This window comes from Olsenella sp. An290, from assembly GCF_002159535.1.
Lineage (GTDB): Bacteria > Actinomycetota > Coriobacteriia > Coriobacteriales > Atopobiaceae > Thermophilibacter.
Map to the genome: position 1 here is coordinate 62378 of NZ_NFIU01000009.1, position 22202 is coordinate 84579.

Genomic DNA, 22202 nt, shown 5'->3' on the forward strand with positions numbered 1-22202 from the left:
AGATGGTGCCGGCGCGCACCTGCCTCCCGTTTTCCTTTCTTTCCCAAGTTTTCCTTTCTTTCCTAATTGGCCGCGAGCTGGGCGTTTTTGCCTCTGGGGTTGGGCAGAATATGTGACCTGCCGTCCGTGCCGAGCGAATGCGTATACTAAACAGCAAATCTGCTGTGACCCTACGCCGCCCTGCGGCCGCCGGGTCCTGCGACGGGGGAAGAGGGGCATGGCTAGGAACCGCGACATCGCGCGCGTGCAGAAGGGTGCGCTCACGGCTGACGAGGCCGAGAAGCTCTTCTCCACCGTTGACCACACCGGCCACTCGGACGAGGAACGTGCCCGTCGCCAGCGCGCCCATCGCAAGGAGAAGGGCGTCTCCCTTGACATTGACCCGCTCTCCGAGGAAGACCCCTCGGGCTCCAACGTGGGGAAGGTCATTGCCAAGACGGCCGTCACCTTTGTGATGCTGCTCCTGGTCCTGGTGGTGGCCGGCCAGGTGTTCTTTGGCCTGGTTCGTCGCTCCAACACCTCCGACCTCACGCAGAGCGTCACGGTGCGCACCGTGGCCTCGGCCCTGCGCGGCGGCGTGGAGTGGGGCAACGGCTTCACGCAGTTCCCCGAGGACTTCTCCGTCCAGGAGGCGGACGAGAACACCGGCCGCGTGGAGGTCACCGTCACGGACACGAGCTCGGAGAACGCGCTCGAGTGCTTTGCGGGCTCTGGCGTGCAGGCTCAGGCGTTTGCGGTGAACTGCCTACTCAATCCCAACATCAACACCGTCGTGTACCACGTCAACGTGCACATGAGCGAGGACGGGGAGATTCAGCAGTCCGCGCTCTTTGGCTTCCTCAAGCCCACGGGTGACGTGACCTCGTACATCACGTACGTGTGGACCAAGACGCAGTCCGCCGACGGCGTCCAGCTCTCGCTGCACATCACGGGACTTGACGACTCCATCCAGGGCGAGCTGCGCGACAAGATCACGACGTCCTTCACGCCCGTCCAGGTGCTCAAGGGGGAGTAACCCCCGGTCCCGGGCCCTCAACTTGCCTTTAAGTTTCAGCCTTTCGGCAGGATAGGGCTCTTTTCCCTCCCGAATGTGTCGATTGCGTGATACCGTAAAAAGTCGGAGGGAGAAAGGGAAAGGGGGCCTTCCGTGAAGTGCAAGAACTGTGACGCGGAGCTGCCCGAGAACGCGCGCTTCTGCCCGGACTGCGGCACGCCCACCGACGGGGTGCCCACGTCAAAGAAGCTCGAGGAGCCGCTTGAGCCGATGGGCCTGGGCGCGGTGCCGCTTGTGCCCATTGCTCCGCCTCCACGTGCGTCCAAGGTGGTGCCGAGGATTCCTCGGCCGTACGTTCCGCATTCCAACCAGCGCCCCGCGCGCTACGCGTCCTCGCATCACTCGCCGCTCATCTGGCTTGACGAGCCGGAGCGCCGCCGTGCCGAGCGCCTTGAGAAGGCCGAGCTGCTCGAGCGCCGCCGCCGCGCGTCGCGCCCTGCCGGAGACGCCTCCCGCTCCGAGGAGGAGGCACCTCAGGATGTGACCGAGGCCGCCGAGCGCACGACGGACGAGAAGGACCGTGCGCCCGAGGAGACGGTCGAGGTTACGGCCGCCGAGCAGGAGCTCGCCGCCGAGGAGGAGCCCGAGCTGGCCGAGGGCGCCGTCGAGGACGGGGTCGCGCCGGAGGGGGTCGCGCTCGACGACGCCGCGGCCGAGGCTGCCGTGGACGACGGGGGCGAGGCGGAGTCTGGGACGGCTGAGGAGGCCGAGGCCGCCGAGGAGCCCGAGCCTGCCGTCAGCCAGGACCCCGAGGCTGACGCCGAGGAGACGGACGACGAGCCCGAGCCTGACGCCAAGGTGACGGATGCCACCCCCGTGGCCGACGCGGAGGACGCCGAGCCCTCCGACCAGGAGCCGGAGCCGGAGCCCGAGGCCCCCGAGAACACCTCCGACCCCGAGCCCTGGGGCGAGGACGCCTGGGAGGAGGGTGACGCCGACGTAACCTCGGCCTTTGACCGCATGCCCGACGACGGTGTCCGCCGCATCCTGGGCATCCGCCTCGACCGCTTTGTGGCGATCTGCGTCGTGGCGCTTCTTGCCGTGGTTCTTATCGGCGGCTTCATTGGATGGACCGCGACGGGCTGGTTTGGCCCGCTTGCCGACAGGAGCGAGCAGGCGCCGGCCGTCCAGCCCCCCTCGGACGGCAGCATCCCGCCGCTTGACCAGTCCGAGCCCGCCGAGGAGGAGGCGCAGCCCCTCGAGGGAGGCCCCGAGATCAAGGCCGCGCTCGCCGACTACACCTGGGCCGAGCTCTCCCAGCTCTCCGGCCTCATCGCCGCGGCCGAGGACGATGCCGCCGCGCTTGACATTGCCAAGCTCTACCACCTCTGCACCGAGGAGGGCACCCTCGACATCCAGGCCACCAAGGACCTCACGCTGAACGACGGCACGGTGGTTCCGATCACCATTGCCGGCTTCCGTCACGACCAGAAGGCCGACGGGTCCGGCGTCGCGGGCATCTCCTTTGTGGCCCGCGGATCGGCCTCCTCGCAGCCGATCAGCGCGTCGGGCCAGGTCACGAGCTGGGAGGACTCGACGCTGCGCGTGTGGATGAACGAGGGCCTCATGGCGAACCTCCCCACCGAGCTCGCCGACCTCGTGGTCCCCGTGACCAAGCTCACCAACTCCCCGGCCGGCACGGGCGGGGCTCAGCAGTCGACGCAGGAGAGCCTCTGGCTGCTCTCCTACTCCGAGATCGTGGGCGAGCTGGGCCAGAACAGCAAGCGCTATGCGGCGTACCAGTCCGAGGGCGCCCAGTACCAGGTCTTTGCCGACGCCGGCGTGAGCTGGGCCGCAGCCTCGCCCGCGCTCATCCTTGAGTCCGGCGAGTACTGGTGGGAGCGCTCTCCGGAGCCCACCAATAACCGCTGGTACATGTGCGTGTCCGCCAACGGCGAGCCCTCCTACGGGCACCGCCCGGGCACCGCGGACGCCATCGTCATGGGCTTCTGCCTGTAGGCGGCCCACCCAGACACGACGACGGGGCGGGAAGGCAGCGCGCCTTCCCGCCCCGTTCTTCTTGCCCAGCGTCCGCCCTGCGGCCTTGGGACGCGCGCAGACGCTACGCGAGCAGCGCCGTCACGTTGCCGAGGACGCTCTCAAAGCTGACGCCGCGCACCTCGTAGTCGGGCTGCGCGGGCGTGATGCGCATGGCGTCGCGTACGAGGCTGCCGGCAAACTCCGTGGCCGCCTCGAGCCCCCTGCCGGCAAAGATCGCGGCCGTGAGGCCGGACGCAAAGAGGTCGCCCGTGCCGTGCAGCATGAAGGGCAGGAGCTCCCCGGAGACCTCGCTCACCTGAAGGTCCTTCTCGCCCGCCACGCCCAGGTAGTTGCGGATCACTTGCTCGCCCCCGCGGACGACGCCCTTGATGACGACCGAGCGCGCGCCCATTTCCACGAGCGCCTCCATCATGCGCGTCACGTAGGCCTCGTCGACGTCCTGGCCCTCGTAGGGGATGCCCGTGAGGATGGAGGCCTCGGTGAGGTTGGGCGTGAGCACGTCGGCGCCGTCCACGAGGTCGCGCATGGCCGCGCACATCTCGTCGGTGTAGGTGGGGTACTTGGAGCCGCCGTCCCCCATCACGGGGTCAACGATGCGCAGCGCGCCCGGGTGCTCGCGGTAGAGGCGCAGGATGGCGCCGACCTGCTCGGCCGAGCCCAGAAAGCCCGAGTAGATGCCGTCAAGCTCGATGCCCTCCTCGGCCCACGCGTCGAGGTAGTCGTTGAGCATGGGGGTCGTGTCGTGCATGTAGAAGACGGGGAAGCGCGTGTGTGCCGAGAAGAGCGAGGTGGGGACCGGGCAGACGTCGATGCCGGCGGCCGAGAGCACGGGAATGGCCACCCCGAGCGAGCACTTTCCGTAGCCGCACAGGTCGTGGACGGCCGCGACGCGCGGCAGGTAGCCGTCGTGGCGCTCGTACAGGGGCATGGTGCTGGCGTTGTTCATGGGATTCTCCTTGTCCGCGGACTGATGGACCAGCGTACAGGGGCAAGCATAGCCGTTCTTGCGCCCGGGCGGCGTCGTGGCCGCGGCCCAACCAAATTCGCAGCAAATTTGAACCCAGCTGCTTTGGGGGAAGCACGGCCCCTCAAAGGGGGCAATGTCCCTATACTAGAGACCGTATGTGACCGCGTGAGAGGAGCATCATGGCAGACCAGCCGCTCGTGGGAATCATCATGGGTTCCAAGTCCGACCTACCCACCATGGAGGCGTGCACCCAGCAGCTCGAGGAGCTCGGCGTTCCGTACGAGCTCGTGATCGCCAGCGCGCACCGCACGCCGGACAAGGTCCACGAGTGGGCCGGCTCTGCGGCCGAGCGCGGCCTGCGCGTGATCATTGCCGCCGCGGGCAAGGCCGCCCACCTCGGCGGCGTCGTGGCCGCCTTCACCCCGCTGCCCATCATCGGCGTCCCCATGAAGACGTCCGACCTTGGCGGCATGGACTCGCTGCTCTCCATGGTGCAGATGCCCTCCGGCGTGCCCGTGGCGTGCGTCGCCATCAACGGCGCCAAGAACGCGGCCATCTACGCCACGCAGATCCTGGGCGCCACCATGCCCGAGTATCGCGAGAAGATCGTCGAGTTCAAGCGCCAGATGGCCGAGGCCTAACCTAAGGAGCGAGCATGGCATCGCACTTCAAGCAGCCGGACGAGAAGCCCCGCCGCACGTCCGGGGGAGGGGGAGCCCAGGGCTCGACCTCGCCTCGCATGGGCGGCAACCCGCGGGCCCATCTGCACACCCGCCGCGGCGGCGACGAGTCGTACCATGCGCCGCAGGGCAACCCGCACGCCGCCGGAACCCCGCGCTCCAGCGCCGGCTTTGTTCCGGTGATGACCGAGCCCGCGTCCGGTCAGCAGGGCGAGAACCGACGCCGCTACGAGCCGCACTTTGTCGACACCGACCCGTACGACCTCTCCGGGCGCCGGTCCAAGAACCCCAAGAAGCGCGCCGCGCGGGTCATCTCCATCACCCTGTTTGTGGTGGGCATTGGCCTCATCCTGGCCGCTGGCGGCATGTGGATCTACAACCAGTGGCAGTACAGCGAGCAGGACCGTATCAACGAGGAGCTTGCCACCTACGCCGACGTCTCCGACGACGGGTCCACGCCGCCCCAGGTTGACTGGGAGGCCCTCAAGGCCGTGAACCCCGACGTGGTGGGCTGGGTGCAGATTCCGGGCACCACGGTCAACTACCCGGTCTACCAGGGCGAGAGCAATGACTCCTATCTGCGCACCAACGCCGAGGGGTCCTACTCCATCGGCGGGCAGATCTTCCTGGACTATGAGAACGCAAAGCCCGGCATGGTTGACTCGCAGACCATCATCTATGGCCACCACCTGCGCAACGGCACCATGTTCAAGCCGGTCTCCGACATGGAGAACCAGGAGATGTTCGACGGAGTGTCCACGGTCTGGTACGTGACGGAGACGGGCACCTACGAGCTTGAGCCGCTTCTGCTCTACCACACCGAGGCCACGGACACCAACGTCCGCAAGTTCAACTTTGACTCCGTGGACGACTTCCACTCCTACCTGAACGACCTCCTGAGCAAGTCGGTGACCAAGCGCTCCGACGCCTCCGAGCTCATCGAAGGCGCCTCCAAGGCGCTCACGCTGGTGACCTGCTTCTACGACGACTACGAGAAGGGCCGCGTCATCCTGGTGTGCGTGCCCAAGGAGTCGGAGCCCGTCGACGCGGCCGCCGGTGGCACGGACGGCGCGGCCGATGCCGCCGGTGCCGACGCTGCGATGGACGGCGCGACCGACGCGCCCGCGGCGTAGGGTGGTGCGGGGCATGGGAGTCGTGGTACCGCAGGGGGACGACCTGCGCGAGGAGCCCTGCGAGGGGCTTCACGAGGAGTGCGGCGTCTTTGGCGTCTGGGCCCCCGGGCGTGACGTCGCGCGCATGACCTACTTTGCGCTCCGGGCGCTCCAGCACCGCGGGCAGGAGTCCGCGGGCATTGCGGTGGGCGACGGGCGCACGGTTCTTGTCCGTAAGGACCTGGGCCTTGTGACCCAGGTCTTCTCGGACGCGGACCTCGCCGCCATGCCGGGCAAGGTGGCCTGCGGCCACTGCCGCTACGGCACGGCCGGCGCCAAGGGCTGGGAGTCCGCGCAGCCGCACCTCTCCACCATCAACGACGTCATCATTGCGCTGGCGCACAACGGCACGCTGGTGAACTTTGACGCGCTGCGCCGCGAGCTCATCGAGATGGGGGTTCCCTTTAGGTCCAACACGGACTCCGAGGTCGCGGCCAAGCTGATCGGCTACTTCACGCAGCGCGCGGGGCGCCTGCGGACGGGCATCGCGCACACGATGCGCATGCTCGAGGGCGGCTACGCCATGGTGCTCGTGCGCGAGAACGCGCTGTACGCGTTCCGCGACCCCCACGGCATCCGGCCGCTGGTGCTGGGGCGGCTGGGGGACGACGGCTGGGTCGTGGCGAGCGAGACCTGCGCGCTCGACATCTCCGGCGCCACCTTCGTGCGAGAGATCGAGCCCGGCGAGATCGTGCGCATCTCCGACGACGGGATCCGCTCGGAGCGAGGGTGCAGGCCGGGCTGCCGCGCGGACTGCATCTTCGAGCACGTGTACTTCTCGCGCCCTGACTCCCTGAAGGACGGGACGAGCTTCTACCTCATGCGCCACAACATGGGCCGTCGGCTTGCGCGGGAGACCCCCGTTGAGGCCGACCTGGTGATTTCCGTGCCGGACTCCGGGACGCCCGCCGCCGAGGGCTTTGCCCAGGAGCTGGGGATTCCGTTTGGCACGGGCCTCATCAAGAACCGCTACGTGGCGCGGACGTTCATCCAGCCCACGCCGGAGCTCCGCCAGATGGGCGTGCGCCTGAAGCTCAACGCGCTGCCGGATGTGGTGCGCGGCAAGCGGCTGGTGATGGTTGACGATTCCATTGTGCGGGGGACGACCTCGCGGCAGATCGTGCGGATGCTCAAGGCCGCCGGCGCGACCGAGGTGCACGTGCGCTCGGCCTCGCCGATGGTGCTCTGGCCCTGCTTCTACGGGATTGACACGGGAAGCCAGGACCAGCTCATCGCCGCGCAGATGTCGCTCGAGGAGATTCGCGCGCACATCGAGGCGGACTCGGTGGGGTTCCTCTCCATCGAGGGGCTGCTCGGCTGCGTTCCGGCGGGGAGCTACTGCACCGCGTGCTTCACGGGCGAGTATCCCGTCGAGATACCGCGCTCGTTCTGGGAGGAGCGGTTCCTGCCCGGCTTTGAGCCGCGCAACCTCAGCCAGGCGTCCGAGATGTCCCGGATGCCCCTGAGCGCCGCCGAGCAAGTGCTGAAGGGGGACGTCCCCCATGTGCCATCAGACAGAAAGGACTGAGATGACTGAGCATGTGAGCTACGAGGACGCCGGCGTCGACACCGCCGAGGGCGCGCGCGCCGTCGATGCGATCAAGGCCGCCGTCGCGGCCACCAACAGGCCCGAGGTCATCGGTGGTCTGGGCGGCTTTGGGTCGTGCTTCTCGGCAGCTGCGCTCAAGGACATGGAGGAGCCGATCCTGGTCTCCGGCACCGACGGCGTAGGCACCAAGCTGGCCATCGCGCAGCTGCTGGACCGCCACGAGACCGTGGGCGAGGACCTCGTTGCCATGTGCGTGGACGACATCGTCCCCATGGGTGCCGAGCCGCTGTTCTTCCTGGACTACGTGGCCATTGGCAAGCTGCGCGCCGAGCACGTGGCCAAGATCGTGGGCGGCATCGCCGAGGGCTGCCGCAAGTCCGGCTGCGCGCTCGTGGGCGGCGAGATGGCCGAGCACCCCGGCGTCATGGCCGAGAACGACTACGACCTCGCCGGCTTTGTGGTGGGCGTGGTTGACCGGCCGCGCATGATCGGCCCCGACCTCGTGCGCGAGGGCGACGTCATCCTGGGCCTGCCGAGCTCCGGCATCCACTCCAACGGCTACTCGCTCGTGCGCCGCGTGGCCATCGAGGGGCGCAGCGTCGAGGAGCTTGAGACGCCGCTTGACGAGCTGGGCGGGGAGTCGCTCGCCGACGCCGTCATGCGCCCGACCACGATCTACGCGGGCGGCCTTCTCGCGGCGCTGCGCGCCGGCGCGCCCATCCACGCGATGGCGCACATCACGGGCGGCGGCATCACCGAGAACCTTGACCGCGCGATGCCCGAGGGGCTTGACGCGCTGGTCTACCGCGGCGGCGAGGCGGGACCTGCTTGGGACATGCCGCCCGTGATCGACTACATGGTCCGCGCGGCCGGGCTCACGATCGACGAGGCCTACCGCACGTTCAACATGGGAGTGGGCATGGCCGTCATCTGCGCGCCGGAGGACAGGGGCGCCGTGACGGCCGCCCTTGAGGAGCAGGGCTTTGCTCCGTTTGTCATGGGCGAGGTCATCGCCGGCACGCCCGGCGCCAAGGGGAAGGTCGTGTACCGAGATGGCGAGTAGCGGGCTGCGGCTGGGCGTCCTCATCTCCGGGAGCGGGACCAACCTCCAGGCCATCATTGACCGGATTGCCGACGGGACGCTTGACGCGTCCATCGAGCTCGTGGTGAGCTCGCGGCCGAGCGCCTACGGGCTCAAGCGCGCCGAGGCGGCGGGGCTCCAGACGCTGACGCTCTCCAAGGAGATCTACTCCGACCCGGAGCAGGCCGACGAGATCATTGCCTCCGAGCTGCGTCGTCACGGGGTCGAGTACGTCATCATGGCGGGGTACATGCGCAAGGTGCACGATCCCATCCTGGCGTCGTTCCCCAATCGCGTGGTGAACCTGCACCCGGCGCTGCTTCCGAGCTTCCCGGGGGCGCATGCCATCGCCGACGCCTACGAGCGCGGCGTCAAGGTCACGGGCGTGACCGTGCACTTTGCGAATGCGGACTACGATGCCGGCCCCATCATCGCGCAGCGCGCGCTGGCGATCGAGGAGGGCTGGTCGGTCGAGGAGCTCGAGGAGCGCATCCACGCCATCGAGCACGAGCTGTACCCCGAGGTCGTGGGGCTGCTCGCGGCCGGTCGCGTCCATGTGCGCGACAACGGGACCGTGGCGATCGACCCGGCCTAGCGCCGGGGACGGGGATGCGCCTGGGTCGCAGGCGCTAGGCCGCGGGCCTGCGGGTTGTTGGTATGCGGGCGGGGCCCTCGTGCGGAATGCGTTCCGCCGGGGCCCCGCCCTTTTGCGGTCGCCGTTTTCCGGGGCGCTATTTCCGGGTGAGGGCCGCCACCGTCTCGACGTGCTTGGTGTGCGGGAACATGTCGACCGGGGACAGGCGCTCGATGCGGTAGCCGAGCTCGCGGAGCAGCGCGAGGTCGCGAGCCTGCGTCACCACGTTGCAGGAGACGTAGACCACGCGCTCCGGCCTGAGCGCCGCCACGCCGGCGATGAACTCCGGCGTGCTCCCCGCGCGCGGCGGGTCCATGATGATGGCGTCAAAGTGCTCGGCGTGGCCCTCCCGGGCCATCCATGCGGTGGCGTCGGCGGCGACAAAGCGGCAGCGCCCCGCCACGTCGTTGGTGACGGCATTGCGCCCGGCGCAGGCGACGGCGCCGGAAACCTGTTCAACGCCGACGACGCTTCGCTCGGCCGCGGCGTGTGCGGCGCAGATGCCGATGGTGCCCGTGCCGCAGTAGGCGTCGAGGACGCGCCGGGCGTCGCTCGCGCCCTCGAGAGCGAGCTGGTAGAGGACCTCGGTCTGGGCCGGGTTGGTCTGGTAGAAGCTCGTGGGGCCAATCTCAAAGCGGCAGCCGAGGAGCTCGTCGTACATGTGGCCGGGCCCGAAGAGGGTTCGGCAGCGCCGTCCCAGAATGGCGTTGGTGCGACGGTCGTTGACGTTCTGGACGATGCTCGTCACCTCGGGGCAGGCGTCGCGGAGCGCGGAGACCAGGCGCTCCGTTCCTCGAAGCTCGTCCACGCGGGTGACGAGCACCAAAAGGACGTCGTCGGTCTTCCACCCGCAGCGCACCACGGCGTGGCGCAGCACGCCCGTGCCGCGGTCTTCGTCGTAGGCGGGGATGTGCAGGCGCTCGGCCACTTTGGCCACGGCGTTGAGGATGCGCCTTGCGCGCGGGTCTTCGACGAGGCAGTCCTCGCAGGGGACGATGCGGTGCGTCCCGGCGGCGTAGAAGCCGCAGGTGATGTGGCCACGTCCGGAGCCCTGGCGATGGGGGCGGTTGGGGCCGGCCGAGGTGGCGGGCCGGCCGGGCTCAAAGGCGAAGGGGGTTGCCGCCTTGTGGCGGTAGCGAAGGGGCTCGTCCATTCCGCGGATGGCCTCGAGCTGGCCGCCGTCCTCGCGCACGGCCGCCCCGAGGAGCTCCTCAACCTGGTTCTGCTTGCGCTTGAGCTGTAGGGGGTAGGGGACCGCGAGCCATTCGCAGCCGCCGCAGTCGCGAGCGATCGGGCAGGTATATGTCTTGAATCCCATGAGTCCTCCGAACTAGCCTGCCTGCCCATGATATCCGACCTCGTGCGATTGGTTTGCCCCGTTTGGGGGCGCATGGGTTTGGGCGCGGCGCGCGGTCGGGGTTCTGCCGACGCCGCGCGCGGGGTCTTGCGGCCCCTTTGCGAGTGTTGGGTACTTTTTTGCGGAAATCCGAAGTACCCAACACTCGAACAAGCCTTCTACCAGCATGTTTGCAAGCCGAAAAATGTTGGGTACTTTGAAAAGGAGAGAAAAAGTACCCAACACTTGAAGGCAGGTCCGGGCGCGTCGCGCGGGCCTGGCGCTCGGGCTCCAGCCGGGCCGAGGCGCGCCCTAGAAGAGCGTCCTTTTGTGGTCGTTGAGCCAGGCGAACAGGCCAACCTGCAAAGACCGCTGCCGAGGCGTCGGCTCCAGGTGCTCTCGGCCAATTCTCTGCTCAAACAGCCAGGTGAAGTCGTCGAATTTCCCGAGCGTCCCAACCTGTCCCGGGGTCGCAGAGACGGTCTTGATGTGCATGGCCTCGAGAACGTTTCTTCGAGTTTGGGTGTGGTCAAGACGGAATCGGCCCGTATGGAAGAGCGCGCTGTCAAACTCGAGGTCGGACTGGTAGTCCGGCAGAAAGAGGTCGCCCTTGAGGTAGCCTGCCTCCAGAAGGCGCTGGGCGTGCTCGTCAATCTTGATGATCTGGTTTGCGGATATGACCAGAGGGCCACGTCCCCCAAGGTCGGGCGGCATGCCGAAGTGCATGGCCAGCTGGACCTCCATGGGGGAGGCCGTGGCCTCGACCACGTAGCGGAGCGCCGCGCGCGCCCGACGGGCCCCATAGGCGTGGGGAGGAAGCCGGTCAAGATAGCGCCTCAGGTCATCCAGCGTGACGAGCTGCTCCCTCTCGCAAACGTAATCGCGCCCCCGATCGGAGAGGGCGAACGTCGAGCAGAGGCAGCAGCCAAGCTCGACGGTCTCCCAGAGCGTCCTCCCAGCCGCCATCTGGAGGAAAGTGAGCTCGGGCGATGAGACAAGAGCCCCGCCGCCAAGCCGCCTGAACGACCCCTCGGGCAGTTGGGTCCGGCACACGTGCACGCACACGTTGCCCATCCGGTGCTTTCCGGCCGCATATGGAATGACCAGGTGAAGCGGCCTTCCCACCTCCGGCGAAACGGGAAGACCCTCCCGCCTGACCAAGCGGGCGTTGGCCTCCGCATAGGCAAAGAGGCCCGGGTCCGCCGCCTCGGGAATCGCTTCGCCGTCCTGCTTGGTAAGCCAATACCGAAGTGCCGACTCATACCCCAGACAGAGTCCCATAAGCACCTCCCTCTCTCGGTCAGGCCATCCTAGCAGGGGCTTTGATACCGTGGGGAGGGTACTCGTCCACGGGGCTTCCAGCTGGCTTCCCCTTGGCCCACAAAATGGCGCCCCAGGTCGTTTGACCTGAGGCGCCATGGGCGCCGAGGGCGAGACCCTCGGCAAAACTTCTTTTTTGGGCTACCGCTCACGCGGCAGAACCGACCGTTGGACAGCCGCGCGCACCGTGGGCCGCCCTAGCGCTTCGCGGCCGTGCGCGCTCGTCTCCGCCGTGGGGCGGACGCGACTGCCCTACGAGCGCCGGCGCACGACGACGGCGGCCCCAGCGGCGGCGATGCCGGCGCTGCCCAGCACCAGCACGCTAGCCAGGCTGGTGGGGTCGCTCGTCTCGGGGACCGAGCCGCCGCCTGCGGTCGCCGGCCGAGTGGTGCTCGAGGAGCCGCCCGCGGGCTGCTCGGAGGCCGACGGTCCCTGCGGCGTTGCCGGGTCCTCCGACGCGCCGGGCGTCTCGGGCTCAGGCTGCGGTTCGGGCTCGGGCTCCGGCTCCGGTTCCGGCTCGTCCGGCAGCACCTGGCCCGCGTAGTCGAGCGGCGTCACGAGGTCGCCGGTCGCGGGGTCAAAGTCGCTCGCGGCAAACGGCTCGCTGAGGTCCCCGGCCTTGAGGTAGGCGCGCAGCTCCCCGAGGAGCGCCGAGCAGCGCTCGTACACCTGCTCGGCGGCCACGCTCGCCGCGTGGTTGGCAACCTCGCCGCGCTTCTCGGCGGGCGTCTCGCGCATGAGCTCGTCGACCTGCTCGTTCTGCGCCACGAGCTGCGCCTGGAGCGCGTCGAGATAGTCGTGCGCGCCGTCCGCGAGCGCCTCGCGGTTGTTGTAGCAGAGGGTGTTGATGTCCATGAGGACAAACGGCAGCGTCTCGTTCTCCTCCTCGACCATGGCCGCCGCCACATCGTCAGAGCCCTGGTTGCCCTGGTGGTCGGCGCTCATGGAGAGGTCACCAAAGTAGGGGCTGACCTCGGTGATGAGCGCGGAGTAGAGCGGGATGGCAATGGAGAACTCGGCGCGCGAGAGCGCCTCCCACTGGATGGTGGCAATGTCGGCGGGCAGGTCCTCGCGAATCTCGAAGAGGTGCGACTCCACGGTGCGGTTGTTGCCGATGGCGTAGAGCGCGTCGTTCTCGTTGGCGTCAAACGCCGTCCCCTCGCCTCGGGCCGCAAAGAAGCCGATCATGTCGAGCGTGGTCCAGCCGCCGCGCGCGGGGGTGAAGAAGAGCTCGGGGGCCGCGATCGAGGTGATGCCCGCGGCGCCAGCGGTGTAGCGCTCCTCGGGAAGCGTCACGCCAAAGTAGGAAAGTCCCTGGTAGTAGCGGGTGTTCTGGCCCGTTCCCTGGGCATCGTCGGCCTTGCCGTACGTTGCGGCCAGGTCAACCTCACCGGACTCGTCCGTGACCAGCAGGCCGTTCTCCTGCGGCAGCGAGATGATGTCCTCGGAGTGCAGGCACTTCTCGGCATCGTCGAGGTCAACGGAGAAGCGCAGGTTGCTCATGTTGGGGTTGACCGACGCCTGGTCCTCGGGAAGCTGGAAGGCGACCCACTGGTGGCCGGACAGCGTGATGAAGACCCACGACTCATCGGCGTCGTTTATGAGGAGCTGGTCGTTCGTGCAGGTGCCCTGCTCGTCGACGAGCTGGCCGAGCAGCTCGACGCCCTCGCGCGCCGTGGCGCACTCGCCCAGGACGACGCTGGCGTAGCTGTACTCGCCGATGCCCGTGCTCGTGAGCGGGTCGACGGCGGCGATGTCCTGGTTCATGCTGGTAGACAGCGTGGAGGAGCAGGAGACGCCCTTCTCGTTGACGCCCGCCTCGGAGTACGCGTCAAAGCGGCCGCCCCAGTCGCTCGGGTGGTCGCGCACGTAGGTGTAGCGGTACGAGCGCTTGGGGGAGGTGTAGGAGAAGTCGGACTCGTCCGAGGTGTAGGTGACGTTGTCCTGCGCCTCCTCGACGCCAAAGATCTTGACGTGGCGCGGGGCGTAGTCCTCCGAGCGGCCGGAGTAGCGCGCGCCGTTGGCGGTGTACGCCGCGGGCATCCACACCTGCGTGCAGGCAAGCGCGAGCCCCGGGGACGCCAGGACCAAGCCCAGCGTCAGCGCGCCGGCAGCGACCGAGCGCAGGGCGCGCGAAAGCATCTTTTTCTGCATGTTCACCCTTCAATCTTTCTTTCAGGTACCGGACCCGCACAGTGTACGCGCGCCAGGCTGACCGCTCGCCGTCAGGGCGCGCTCGTTTGCCGACGTGAAACGTTGCGTCTCGCTTTCCGTCTTCATCCCATTGACAGGAAACCAATCTGATATCACAATGACCTCAGTCGAGGCGGCCATCACGGGACCGCACGGCACCAGGAAAGGAAACGCCATGACCGCAGAAAAGACCGCCCGCGCCGCCTCTGGGTGGCCCATGCTCTTTGTGACCCTTGCCGCCTACGCGGCCTCCATCTGGGGCATGGTCCAGGGCATCGTCATCCTGGCCACGGCCGAGGAGGCCGGCGTCCCCGCGCCCGTCACCGGTCCCGTGCTGCTCGTCGGCGGCATCGTGCTGCTCATCGTGGCCATCATTGTCACCTGTGGGTTCTTCTCGCTACAGCCCGGGCAGGCCCGCGTGCTCGTGCTCTTTGGCAACTACGTGGGCACGGTCCGCGAGTCGGGCTTCTACTGGGTGAACCCCTTCTACAGCCACAGCCTGGGCTCGGACGGCACCGGCGCCTCCGTTGACATCAGCCTGGAGGAGGGCGCGCCCTCCGTGAAGGCCGCGGCGGCCACCAAGGCGCTCTCCACCAAGGTCTCCCTGCGCGCCCGCACCCTCAACGGCGACCGCCTCAAGGTCAACGACAAGATGGGCAACCCCATCGAGATCGCGACCGTCGTGGTCTGGCACGTGGCCGATACCGCCAAGGCCCTCTTTGACGTGGACCACTACCCCAGCTACGTGGCCATGCAGACCGAGACCGCGCTGCGCCACGTGGCGAGCGTCTACGCCTACGACCACATGGAGGACGACGACGCCTCCAACAGCTCCATCACGCTGCGCTCCAACATCGAGGAGGTCTCCGCCACCCTCAAGGAGGAGCTGGACCGTCGCCTCGCCCCGGCCGGCGTCTCCGTGGACGACGCCCGCCTCACGCACCTCGCCTACGCGCCGGAGATCGCCCAGGCGATGCTGCGCCGCCAGCAGGCCGAGGCCATCATCGCCGCGCGCAAGAAGATCGTGGAGGGCGCGGTCTCCATGGTGGACATGGCGCTCAAGGAGCTCTCCGACGGCGGCGTCGTGGAGTTCGACGAGGACCGCAAGGCCGTGATGGCCTCCAACCTGATGGTCGTGCTCTGCGGCGAGTCCGAGGCCCAGCCCGTGCTCAACACCGGCTCGCTCTACCAGTAGGGCGCTGACGACGTGGCCGCGCGCAAGCAATATCCGCTCCGCATAGACCCCGAGGTCTGGGCCGCGGTGGAGCGCTGGGCCGCGGACGAGATGCGCTCCGCCAACGCTCAGGTCGAGTGGATCCTGCGCGACGCCCTGCGCCGCGCAGGCCGCTCGCCCAAGAAGGCCGAGAAGAACGACGAGCAGTGAGAGCGTGCAAGGGGGACAGGCACTTTTGCACGCATGCGTGCAAAAGTGCCTGTCCCCCTTGCACGCCCCCACCGTTCTTCTCAGCCGCTGCCCGATATGTGCGCAACGGCGTGCCCCGAGGTGGGTATGGTGTGTCACATCGTGCATAGACTCCGTTCAAGGGAGGCATCATGGCAGCAAAGGGTAGCGAGAAGGTCAAGAACGTGGTCCTTGTGGGCCAAGGCGGCGTGGGCAAGACCATGCTGGCCGAGGCCATGCTCCACCTGACGGGGCGTACCACCCGTCTCGGCGGCCACGCCGGCACCAAGCCCACGCTTGACTACGACGGCGAGGAGGGCGAGCGCGGCTTCTCCATCTCCACCTCCATCGCCCCGGTTATCTGGGAGGGTACGCGCCTGAACGTGCTCGACGCCCCGTGCTACCCGGACTTTGTCGGCGACGCCTACGCTGCCATGAGTGCGTGCGAGACCGCGCTCTTCATGGTCGACGCCGCCTCCGGCCCGGGCACCATCACCACCCGCCTCTGGTACGCGGCCGAGGAGCTCTCCCTTGCCCGCGCCCTCTTCATCAACCGCATCGATCGCCCCGACGCCGACTTTGACCTGGCGCTCGAGACCCTGCGCGAGCGCTTTGGCAACAGCCTTGCCGCCGTCACCATTCCCATGGGCTCCGGCGACGCCTTCTCCGGCATCATCGACGTCGTTCACATGACCGCCCGCCACCTCGAGGGCGGCAAGCCCGTCGTCGAGGACGTCCCCGCCGAGTTCGCCGAGGCCGCCGAGGCCGCCCGCGCGCAGCTCACCGAGCTCGTCGTCGAGGCCGACGACGAGATCATGATGAAGTACCTCGAGGGCGAGGAGGTCACCCAGGACGAGCTCGAGGGCCTGCTGGCCAAGGCCATCCGCGAGCGCGTCTTTGTCCCCGTCTTTGCCGGCAGCTGCGTGCGCGAGGAGGGCGTCATCTCCTTCATGGACGCCGCCGTGGCGTGGTTCCCCACGATGGCCGACTTTGGCCGTATCCCGCTGGTCAACGGCGAGCAGCTTGACATCTCCCCGGACGATGACCGTCCGGTCGTCTTTGCGTTCAAGTCCCTCAACGACCCGCAGAACGGCCGCCTCTCCTTCCTCAAGGTGCTGGCCGGCACCGTCACGCCGGGCATGGAGCTCACCAACGCGCGCACGCGCAAGAACGAGCGCCTGGGCCACCTCTACCAGATGTGCGGCAAGGAGACCACCGACCTCGCGCAGGCCGCCGCGGGCGACATCGTGGTGGTGCCCAAGCTCGAGGCCATGACCGGCGACACGCTGTCCGTCACCGGCAAGGTCGAGGCCGCCGCGTTCCGCTTCCCCAACTCGCTCTACCGCATTGCCATCGAGCCCGACTCCCGCGGCACCGAGGGCAAGCTCTACGCCTTCCTCGAGAAGAGCGCGGACGCCGACCCCACCCTGCGCGTGGAGCGCGACGAGGACACCGGCCAGACCGTCATCTCCGCCATCGGCGAGGCGCAGGTCAGCGTTCTTCTCGACCGTCTTGAGGACCGCGCGGGCATCACCGCCCACACCGTGGCGCTCAAGATTCCGTACCGCGAGACCATCCGCCGCGTGGCCTCTGCCCAGGGCCGCCACAAGAAGCAGACCGGCGGCGCCGGCCAGTACGGCGACTGCTGGCTGCGCATCGAGCCCAACCCGGGCGCCGGCTACGAGTTCGTGGACGAGGTCGTGGGCGGCCACATCCCGCGCGGCTTCATCCCGGCCATCGACAAGGGCGTCCAGGAGACCATGCGCGAGGGCGTGCTCGCCGGTTACCCCATGATTGACGTCAAGTGCGCCGTCTACGAGGGCTCCTACCACCCGGTCGACTCCAACGAGATGGCGTTCAAGACCGCCGCGCGCATCGGCTTCCAGAAGGCCGTGGCCCAGGCCGAGCCCGTGCTTCTTGAGCCCATGGCGCACCTGCGCATCACCGTGCCCGAGAGCTACGCCGGCTCCGTGATGGGCGACGTCTCTGCCTCCCGCGGCCGCGTGGAGGGCATGGAGGCCGGCACCGGCGCCACCGCGGGCGAGACCACCATCGCGGCGACCGTCCCGTACGCTGAGGTCACCGACTACGCCACGCGCCTGCGCTCGCTCTCGCGCGGCACCGGCGAGTTTGAGATGGAGATCTCCGGCTACGAGCAGGTCCCGCACGACATCCAGCAGCGCCTGGCGGAGGAGTACGCCGCCCGCCGCGCCGCCGGCGAGAAGTGATGTGCAAAGGGGACAGGCACTTTTCCACGCCTTCCCACGCGGCGCCATCGTGACCCCCACGCGGGCGGTCGGTCCCCCCGGGCCGGCCGCCCGTTCTGCTAGAATGCGGTCGAGTGAAGCTTACTTTCACCACGAGGAGGACCCATGCTTTCCGCTGTGCAGATCAAGCCCGATGTCTACTGGGTCGGCGCGCTCGACTGGAACGCGCGCGAGTTCCACGGCTACACCACCGAGGCGGGCATCACCTACAACGCCTACCTCATCATCGACGAGAAGGTCACGCTCATCGACACCGCCAAGGTCACGTTCAGGGACGAGCTCCTCGAGCGCATCTCCTCGGTGATCGACCCCTCCAAGATCGACGTGCTCATCGCCAACCACGTGGAGATGGACCACTCCGGCTCCACGCGCGTCATCAACGACCTTGCGCCCAACCTGGAGATTTACTGCTCCGCGCCGCAGGGCGTCAAGAACATGACCGCCCACTTTGGCGATCTCAACTACCACGGCGTCAAGACCGGCGACACCCTCTGCATTGGCAAGCGCACGCTGGCCTTTGTGCAGACGCCCATGGTCCACTGGCCGGACAACATGGTCACCTACGACGCCTATGACAAGATCCTCTTCTCCAACGACGCCTTCGGCCAGCACTTTGCGAGCTCCGCGCGCTTTGACGACGAGAACGACATGTGCGAGGTCATGCACCAGGCGCGCAAGTACTACGCCAACATCGTGCAGCCCTACCGCGCGCAGGCCACCGCGGCCGTGAAGGCCGTCCGCGGCCTGGGCCCGGACGCCATCGACATGATCTGCCCCGCGCACGGCGTCATCTGGCGCTCCCACGTGGAGGACATCCTCAAGGCGTACGAGGGCTTTGTCTCCGGCGAGGTGCGCGAGCGCGCGCTGGTGGTGTACGACTCCATGTGGCACTCCACCGAGAAGATCGCCCGCTCGCTGGTGGACGGCTTCCTCGCCGCGGGGATTCCGGCGCAGCTCATGGACCTCAAGGAGAACCACATCTCCAACGTCATGGAGGTGTTCCTGGACTGCAAGTACGTCTGCGTGGGCTCGCCTACGCTCAACAGCCAGATGCTGCCCACGGTGGCGAGCTTCCTCACCTACATGAAGGGCCTCTCGCCCAAGAACGAGAACCGCATTGGCCTGGCGTTTGGCTCCTACGGCTGGGCGCCGATGGGCCCCAACAACGTGGCCAAGGAGCTCGAGGCCGCGGGCTTCCAGATGCCGGTGAAGACCCTCGCCATCAACTGGATTCCGTCTGACGAGCAGCTCACTGCCGCCGTCGACGTTGTGAAGGAGCTCACGGCGTAGGCCGGCCCCGCATCGAGTGCTGCGACATGCCCCGCCACCCTTGTCGTGCCGGCAAAGGTGGCGGGGTTGTTCGTGGGGCCTCGGGCCGAGCATACACGTTCTGCGGGCGGGCCAAAAATGACCTGCGGATATACGATTTCGTAGCAAGATTTGTATGCTATTCGCGCGCTGGCGAGAAGGACCTCGCGCCGCTGTGCCTGGCCGCCCAGCCCGCCCGTGCAGACGAGTCGCCCTCCGACTACCAGATCTACCCTTCCGTGCACGAGATGACGTACGGCGACTCCTGGATCCTGCGCCCCTCCGCCAACGTGCTCGTGGAGGACGGCATCGACGCCGACACGCGCGCCCGTCTCGACGAGGCCCTCGCGCTCAAGGACATCGACGCCACGCCCGTGACCGAGGTCCCCGCGGGCGGCTACCAGATGAACGTCCTCGTGGGCGTGAAGGGCTCGGGGGGCGCGGTCGACACCTACGTTGACCAGCTCGTTTCCAGCGGAGCCCTCACCCCGGCGGACGGACTCTTCGAGAAGAGCGACGCCTACCTCCTGGCCTCGCTCAAGGGGGACGCCCACGCGGCGGACACCATCGTGGTCCTGGGCAGCGACACCGACTCGGCCTTCTACGGCCTCACGACCCTCTACCAGATTTTCCAGCAGCTCGAGGGAACCCTCCGGCTCCGGGGCTTCGTCTGCTCCGACTGGGCCGACGTGGTCTCGCGCGGGTTCATCGAGGGCTACTACGGCAACCCCTGGAGCACCGAGGACCGCGTGAACCTCATGACCTGGGGCGGATGCTACAAGCTCAACGCCTACGTCTACGCGCCCAAGGACGACCCGCTGCACCGCACCAACTGGCGCGGCCTTTACACCGACGAGGAGATCGCCCGCGAGCTCCGTCCCCGGGCCGAGGCCGGCAACCGCTCCAAGGTGCGCTTTGTCTACGCGCTCGCGCCCTTCCACAACTCTGACGGCGCGCGCCGCCCCTTCCGCTTTGATTCCGAGGCCCACTACCAGGAGGACCTCGCCGACCTCAAGGCCAAGTACCTCCAGACCATCGACGCCGGCGTCCGCCAGATCGCACTTCTTGCCGACGACTCGACCGACTGGGGCCGCCTTTACGGGAACGAGGCCACCTACCTGCGAATCCTCAACGACCTCACGAGCTGGATCCATGAGCTCCAGGCCCTGAGAGACGCCGATGGCACGCCCAGGTACGCCACCCTCGGGGTCCTTGCCCTGCGCAAGGGCTTCCAGAGGAGGTAGCGCGCCTTCCCAGGCACGCCACCATCGGGCCGCCCGCGCGAGCTTCTCTTGCCGGGCGGCCCTTCTTGTAACGGCGCCGACAGCAGGGCCCCTCCGGTTACGTACACTCCGGTCGGTTACGTACACTCTTTCCGGTTACGTACACGAGAAAAGGTTCTTCTCGCAACGGCGTTTATCGTTTTTGCAGGTAGATGGCTTGGGTCCATGTGTACGTACCCAGCAAAAGTGTACGTATCCGGAAAGAGTGTACGCAACCGCAAAGAGTGTACGTAACCGCCAAAAGCGTACGTAACCGCCAAAAGTGCACGTACCCGGCGCGCCGGCGCGCCCGCGCGCCCTCGTCGCGGGAGGCGCTGGCGAGAAGAACGCAGGGCCGGGAGCCCGTCGCCCCGCCGCAACAACTGGCATTCCGATGCAGGTACCAGTGCGTGCAGGGCGGACCGTTTACCGCGCGCCGGCGCCCGTTTGCACAAAAGTGAGAGCAGCCTTAAAGATGCGTCCATAGACTTTCGTGGTATGTGGGTCGAGCGCTCGTTTTTCTTGGCCCTGTTGTTGCAGTCAATACTCCGTGAGGAGATGAAAGGGGGAGCCCATGCGATTGAGCAGGGTCTCAAGAGGTCGAGCCGTTGCGCTTGGTGCTGCGGCGGCCTTTGTGCTGGCCTGCGGATGTCCGGCTCTGGCACGTGCCGCCGAGGGCGACTACACGATCTACCCGACCCCGCACGAGGTGGCCTACGCCGAGGGCGAGGTCGACTTTGGCGGCACCGTCAACACCATCGTTGAGAGCGGCATCGACGGCTACACCAAGACGCGCCTTGCCGACACCCTGGCGCTCGCGGACGTGGAGGGAACGCCGGCCGACGCCACGAGCGACGACGGCGAGGGCCTCGAGGTCCTCGTGGGCGTCGAGGGCTCGGGCGGTGTCGTTGACACCTTCGTGGACGGCCTCGAGCAGTCCGGCGCGGCGAGCGTCGACGACGCCCTCTTCACCAAGACCGACTCCTACTTCCTGGCCGCCATCCCCGCCGAGGGCGACGCGCCGGACCGCATCGTGGTCCTGGGCCGCGACACCGACTCCGCCTTCTACGGCCTCACCACGCTCTACCAGGTCCTCCAGCAGGACGCGGACGGCGCGATCGACGCGATCAGCGTGAGCGACTGGGCCGACGTGGAGACCCGCGGCTTCATCGAGGGCTACTACGGCAACCCCTGGAGCACCGAGGACCGCTGCGAGCTCATGCGCTGGGGCGGCCACTACAAGCTGAACGCCTACATCTACGCCCCCAAGGACGACCCCAAGCACAACGCCCAGTGGCGCGAGCTCTACACCCCCGAGGAGCTGGAGGACATCGCCGCCCTCGCCGAGGCCGGCAACGCGTCCAAGTGCCGCTTCATCTACGCGCTGCACCCGTTCATGAACGACGCCATCCAGTTCGGTGGCACCTACGAGCAGGACCTCGCCGACCTCAAGGCCAAGTACCTGCAGGTCATCGAGGCCGGCTGCCGCCAGATCATGGTGTCCGCCGACGACGCGGCAGACCCGGGCTCCACGAACTACCTCCGCCTCCTCAACGACCTCACGGACTGGATCCACGAGCTCCAGGAGGAGGAGAACCCCGACGGCACCCCCAAGTACGAGGGCCTGAAGGACGTCATCCCCTTCGTGGCGGCCAACTACGCGGCGGCCGGCGAGTCCTGGTACAACCAGCTCCCGGACAACATCCGCCCGATCATGACCGGCACCCGCGTCTGGGGCAAGGCGGATAACTCCACCATTTCCCAGTTCATCCGCAAGTCGGGCACCGAGCCCTTCATGTGGATCAACTGGCCCTGCACCGACAACACCCGCGACCACCTCTCCATGGGCGGCTACGAGAACGCCCTCGGCGCCGACGTCGAGCCGGGGACGCTGCTCGGCTGCGTCATCAACCCGATGCAGCAGTCCGAGCCCTCCAAGGTCGGCATCTTCATGAACGCCGACTTCTCCTGGAACA

The 22202-nt window shown here is 67.7% G+C and carries 17 protein-coding genes; 13 read left to right on the forward strand and 4 right to left on the reverse strand.

Features of this window, described 5'->3' with window-relative positions:
• The first annotated feature begins 217 nt into the window (after positions 1-217).
• Together B5F84_RS06545 and B5F84_RS06550 are read left to right on the forward strand one after the other, a co-directional pair.
• Positions 218-1015 (forward strand): hypothetical protein, encoded by a 798-nt coding sequence (locus tag B5F84_RS06545; protein ID WP_087322025.1) that lies wholly within the window; start codon positions 218-220, stop codon positions 1013-1015.
• Between the two features lie 132 nt (positions 1016-1147).
• Positions 1148-3013 (forward strand): DUF6273 domain-containing protein, encoded by a 1866-nt coding sequence (locus tag B5F84_RS06550; protein ID WP_087322027.1) that lies wholly within the window; start codon positions 1148-1150, stop codon positions 3011-3013.
• A gap of 103 nt (positions 3014-3116) precedes the next feature.
• On the opposite strand, the gene B5F84_RS06555 is transcribed toward B5F84_RS06550, so the two are convergent.
• Positions 3117-4001, reverse strand: coding sequence for a PfkB family carbohydrate kinase (locus tag B5F84_RS06555; protein ID WP_087322028.1), 885 nt, complete (start codon positions 3999-4001; stop codon positions 3117-3119).
• A 200-nt stretch (positions 4002-4201) separates the two neighbouring features.
• Here B5F84_RS06555 and purE point away from each other — a divergent pair, with 200 nt between their 5' ends.
• Genes purE through purN form a run of 5 tightly spaced genes read left to right on the forward strand, consistent with a single transcriptional unit; the run spans position 4202 to position 9099 of the window.
• Positions 4202-4663, forward strand: a complete 462-nt coding sequence (gene purE / locus B5F84_RS06560) for a 5-(carboxyamino)imidazole ribonucleotide mutase (protein ID WP_087322030.1) — start codon at positions 4202-4204, stop codon at positions 4661-4663.
• Positions 4664-4677: 14 nt separating this feature from the next.
• Complete coding sequence (gene srtB, locus B5F84_RS06565; protein ID WP_239378294.1) at positions 4678-5835, forward strand: class B sortase; 1158 nt, start codon at positions 4678-4680, stop codon at positions 5833-5835.
• 13 nt (positions 5836-5848) lie between these two features.
• Positions 5849-7402, forward strand: coding sequence for an amidophosphoribosyltransferase (gene purF / locus B5F84_RS06570; protein WP_087322031.1), 1554 nt, complete (start codon positions 5849-5851; stop codon positions 7400-7402).
• 1 nt (position 7403) lies between these two features.
• Positions 7404-8486: a phosphoribosylformylglycinamidine cyclo-ligase gene (gene purM, locus B5F84_RS06575; protein ID WP_239378295.1), complete on the forward strand. Its 1083-nt coding sequence runs from the start codon at positions 7404-7406 to the stop codon at positions 8484-8486.
• Positions 8476-9099 (forward strand): phosphoribosylglycinamide formyltransferase, encoded by a 624-nt coding sequence (gene purN, locus B5F84_RS06580; RefSeq protein ID WP_087322035.1) that lies wholly within the window; start codon positions 8476-8478, stop codon positions 9097-9099. The genes purM and purN overlap by 11 nt, the downstream gene beginning before the upstream one ends.
• 136 nt (positions 9100-9235) lie before the next feature.
• On the opposite strand, the gene rlmD is transcribed toward purN, so the two are convergent.
• The 3 genes from rlmD to B5F84_RS06595 form a co-directional block, all read right to left on the reverse strand.
• Entirely contained in the window at positions 9236-10456 is a 1221-nt protein-coding gene (gene rlmD, locus B5F84_RS06585; RefSeq protein ID WP_087322037.1) for a 23S rRNA (uracil(1939)-C(5))-methyltransferase RlmD, read from the reverse strand.
• Positions 10457-10786: 330 nt separating this feature from the next.
• Positions 10787-11755, reverse strand: a complete 969-nt coding sequence (locus B5F84_RS06590) for a hypothetical protein (protein ID WP_087322040.1) — start codon at positions 11753-11755, stop codon at positions 10787-10789.
• Between the two features lie 291 nt (positions 11756-12046).
• On the reverse strand, positions 12047-13948 hold the full coding sequence (locus B5F84_RS06595) for a C69 family dipeptidase (RefSeq protein WP_143786066.1): 1902 nt from the start codon (positions 13946-13948) through the stop codon (positions 12047-12049).
• Positions 13949-14162: 214 nt separating this feature from the next.
• On the opposite strand from B5F84_RS06595, the gene B5F84_RS06600 reads away from it, so the two are divergent.
• The 6 genes from B5F84_RS06600 to B5F84_RS06625 form a co-directional block, all read left to right on the forward strand.
• A complete protein-coding gene (locus tag B5F84_RS06600) occupies positions 14163-15182 on the forward strand; it encodes an SPFH domain-containing protein (protein ID WP_087322044.1) in 1020 nt (339 codons plus the stop codon).
• Between the two features lie 12 nt (positions 15183-15194).
• Positions 15195-15371, forward strand: a complete 177-nt coding sequence (locus B5F84_RS06605; protein ID WP_087322045.1) for an Arc family DNA binding domain-containing protein — start codon at positions 15195-15197, stop codon at positions 15369-15371.
• 170 nt (positions 15372-15541) lie between these two features.
• A complete protein-coding gene (locus B5F84_RS06610) occupies positions 15542-17617 on the forward strand; it encodes an elongation factor G (RefSeq protein ID WP_087322048.1) in 2076 nt (691 codons plus the stop codon).
• 144 nt (positions 17618-17761) lie between these two features.
• Entirely contained in the window at positions 17762-18946 is a 1185-nt protein-coding gene (locus B5F84_RS06615; RefSeq protein WP_087322050.1) for an FprA family A-type flavoprotein, read from the forward strand.
• A 26-nt stretch (positions 18947-18972) separates the two neighbouring features.
• Positions 18973-20208 carry a beta-N-acetylglucosaminidase domain-containing protein gene (locus B5F84_RS06620; RefSeq protein ID WP_087322052.1) on the forward strand — a complete coding sequence of 412 codons (1236 nt, stop codon included), beginning with the start codon at positions 18973-18975 and terminating at the stop codon, positions 20206-20208.
• 592 nt (positions 20209-20800) lie between these two features.
• Positions 20801-22202 (forward strand): beta-N-acetylglucosaminidase domain-containing protein (locus B5F84_RS06625; protein WP_204205522.1); only part of this gene is annotated, 1402 nt, incomplete at its 3' end.

Bases quoted from the DNA above. Each gene is read 5' to 3' on its own strand.
- srtB (WP_239378294.1), top strand. From the start codon at position 4,678: ATGGCATCGCACTTCAAGCAGCCGGACGAGAAGCCCCGCCGCACGTCC.
- purM (WP_239378295.1), top strand. From the start codon at position 7,404: ATGACTGAGCATGTGAGCTACGAGGACGCCGGCGTCGACACCGCCGAG.
- B5F84_RS06545 (WP_087322025.1), top strand. From the start codon at position 218: ATGGCTAGGAACCGCGACATCGCGCGCGTGCAGAAGGGTGCGCTCACG.
- B5F84_RS06615 (WP_087322050.1), top strand. From the start codon at position 17,762: ATGCTTTCCGCTGTGCAGATCAAGCCCGATGTCTACTGGGTCGGCGCG.
- B5F84_RS06600 (WP_087322044.1), top strand. From the start codon at position 14,163: ATGACCGCAGAAAAGACCGCCCGCGCCGCCTCTGGGTGGCCCATGCTC.
- B5F84_RS06595 (WP_143786066.1), bottom strand. From the start codon at position 13,948: ATGCAGAAAAAGATGCTTTCGCGCGCCCTGCGCTCGGTCGCTGCCGGC.
- B5F84_RS06620 (WP_087322052.1), top strand. From the start codon at position 18,973: ATGCCCCGCCACCCTTGTCGTGCCGGCAAAGGTGGCGGGGTTGTTCGT.
- purN (WP_087322035.1), top strand. From the start codon at position 8,476: ATGGCGAGTAGCGGGCTGCGGCTGGGCGTCCTCATCTCCGGGAGCGGG.
- purE (WP_087322030.1), top strand. From the start codon at position 4,202: ATGGCAGACCAGCCGCTCGTGGGAATCATCATGGGTTCCAAGTCCGAC.
- B5F84_RS06555 (WP_087322028.1), bottom strand. From the start codon at position 4,001: ATGAACAACGCCAGCACCATGCCCCTGTACGAGCGCCACGACGGCTAC.
- B5F84_RS06610 (WP_087322048.1), top strand. From the start codon at position 15,542: ATGGCAGCAAAGGGTAGCGAGAAGGTCAAGAACGTGGTCCTTGTGGGC.
- B5F84_RS06590 (WP_087322040.1), bottom strand. From the start codon at position 11,755: ATGGGACTCTGTCTGGGGTATGAGTCGGCACTTCGGTATTGGCTTACC.
- rlmD (WP_087322037.1), bottom strand. From the start codon at position 10,456: ATGGGATTCAAGACATATACCTGCCCGATCGCTCGCGACTGCGGCGGC.
- purF (WP_087322031.1), top strand. From the start codon at position 5,849: ATGGGAGTCGTGGTACCGCAGGGGGACGACCTGCGCGAGGAGCCCTGC.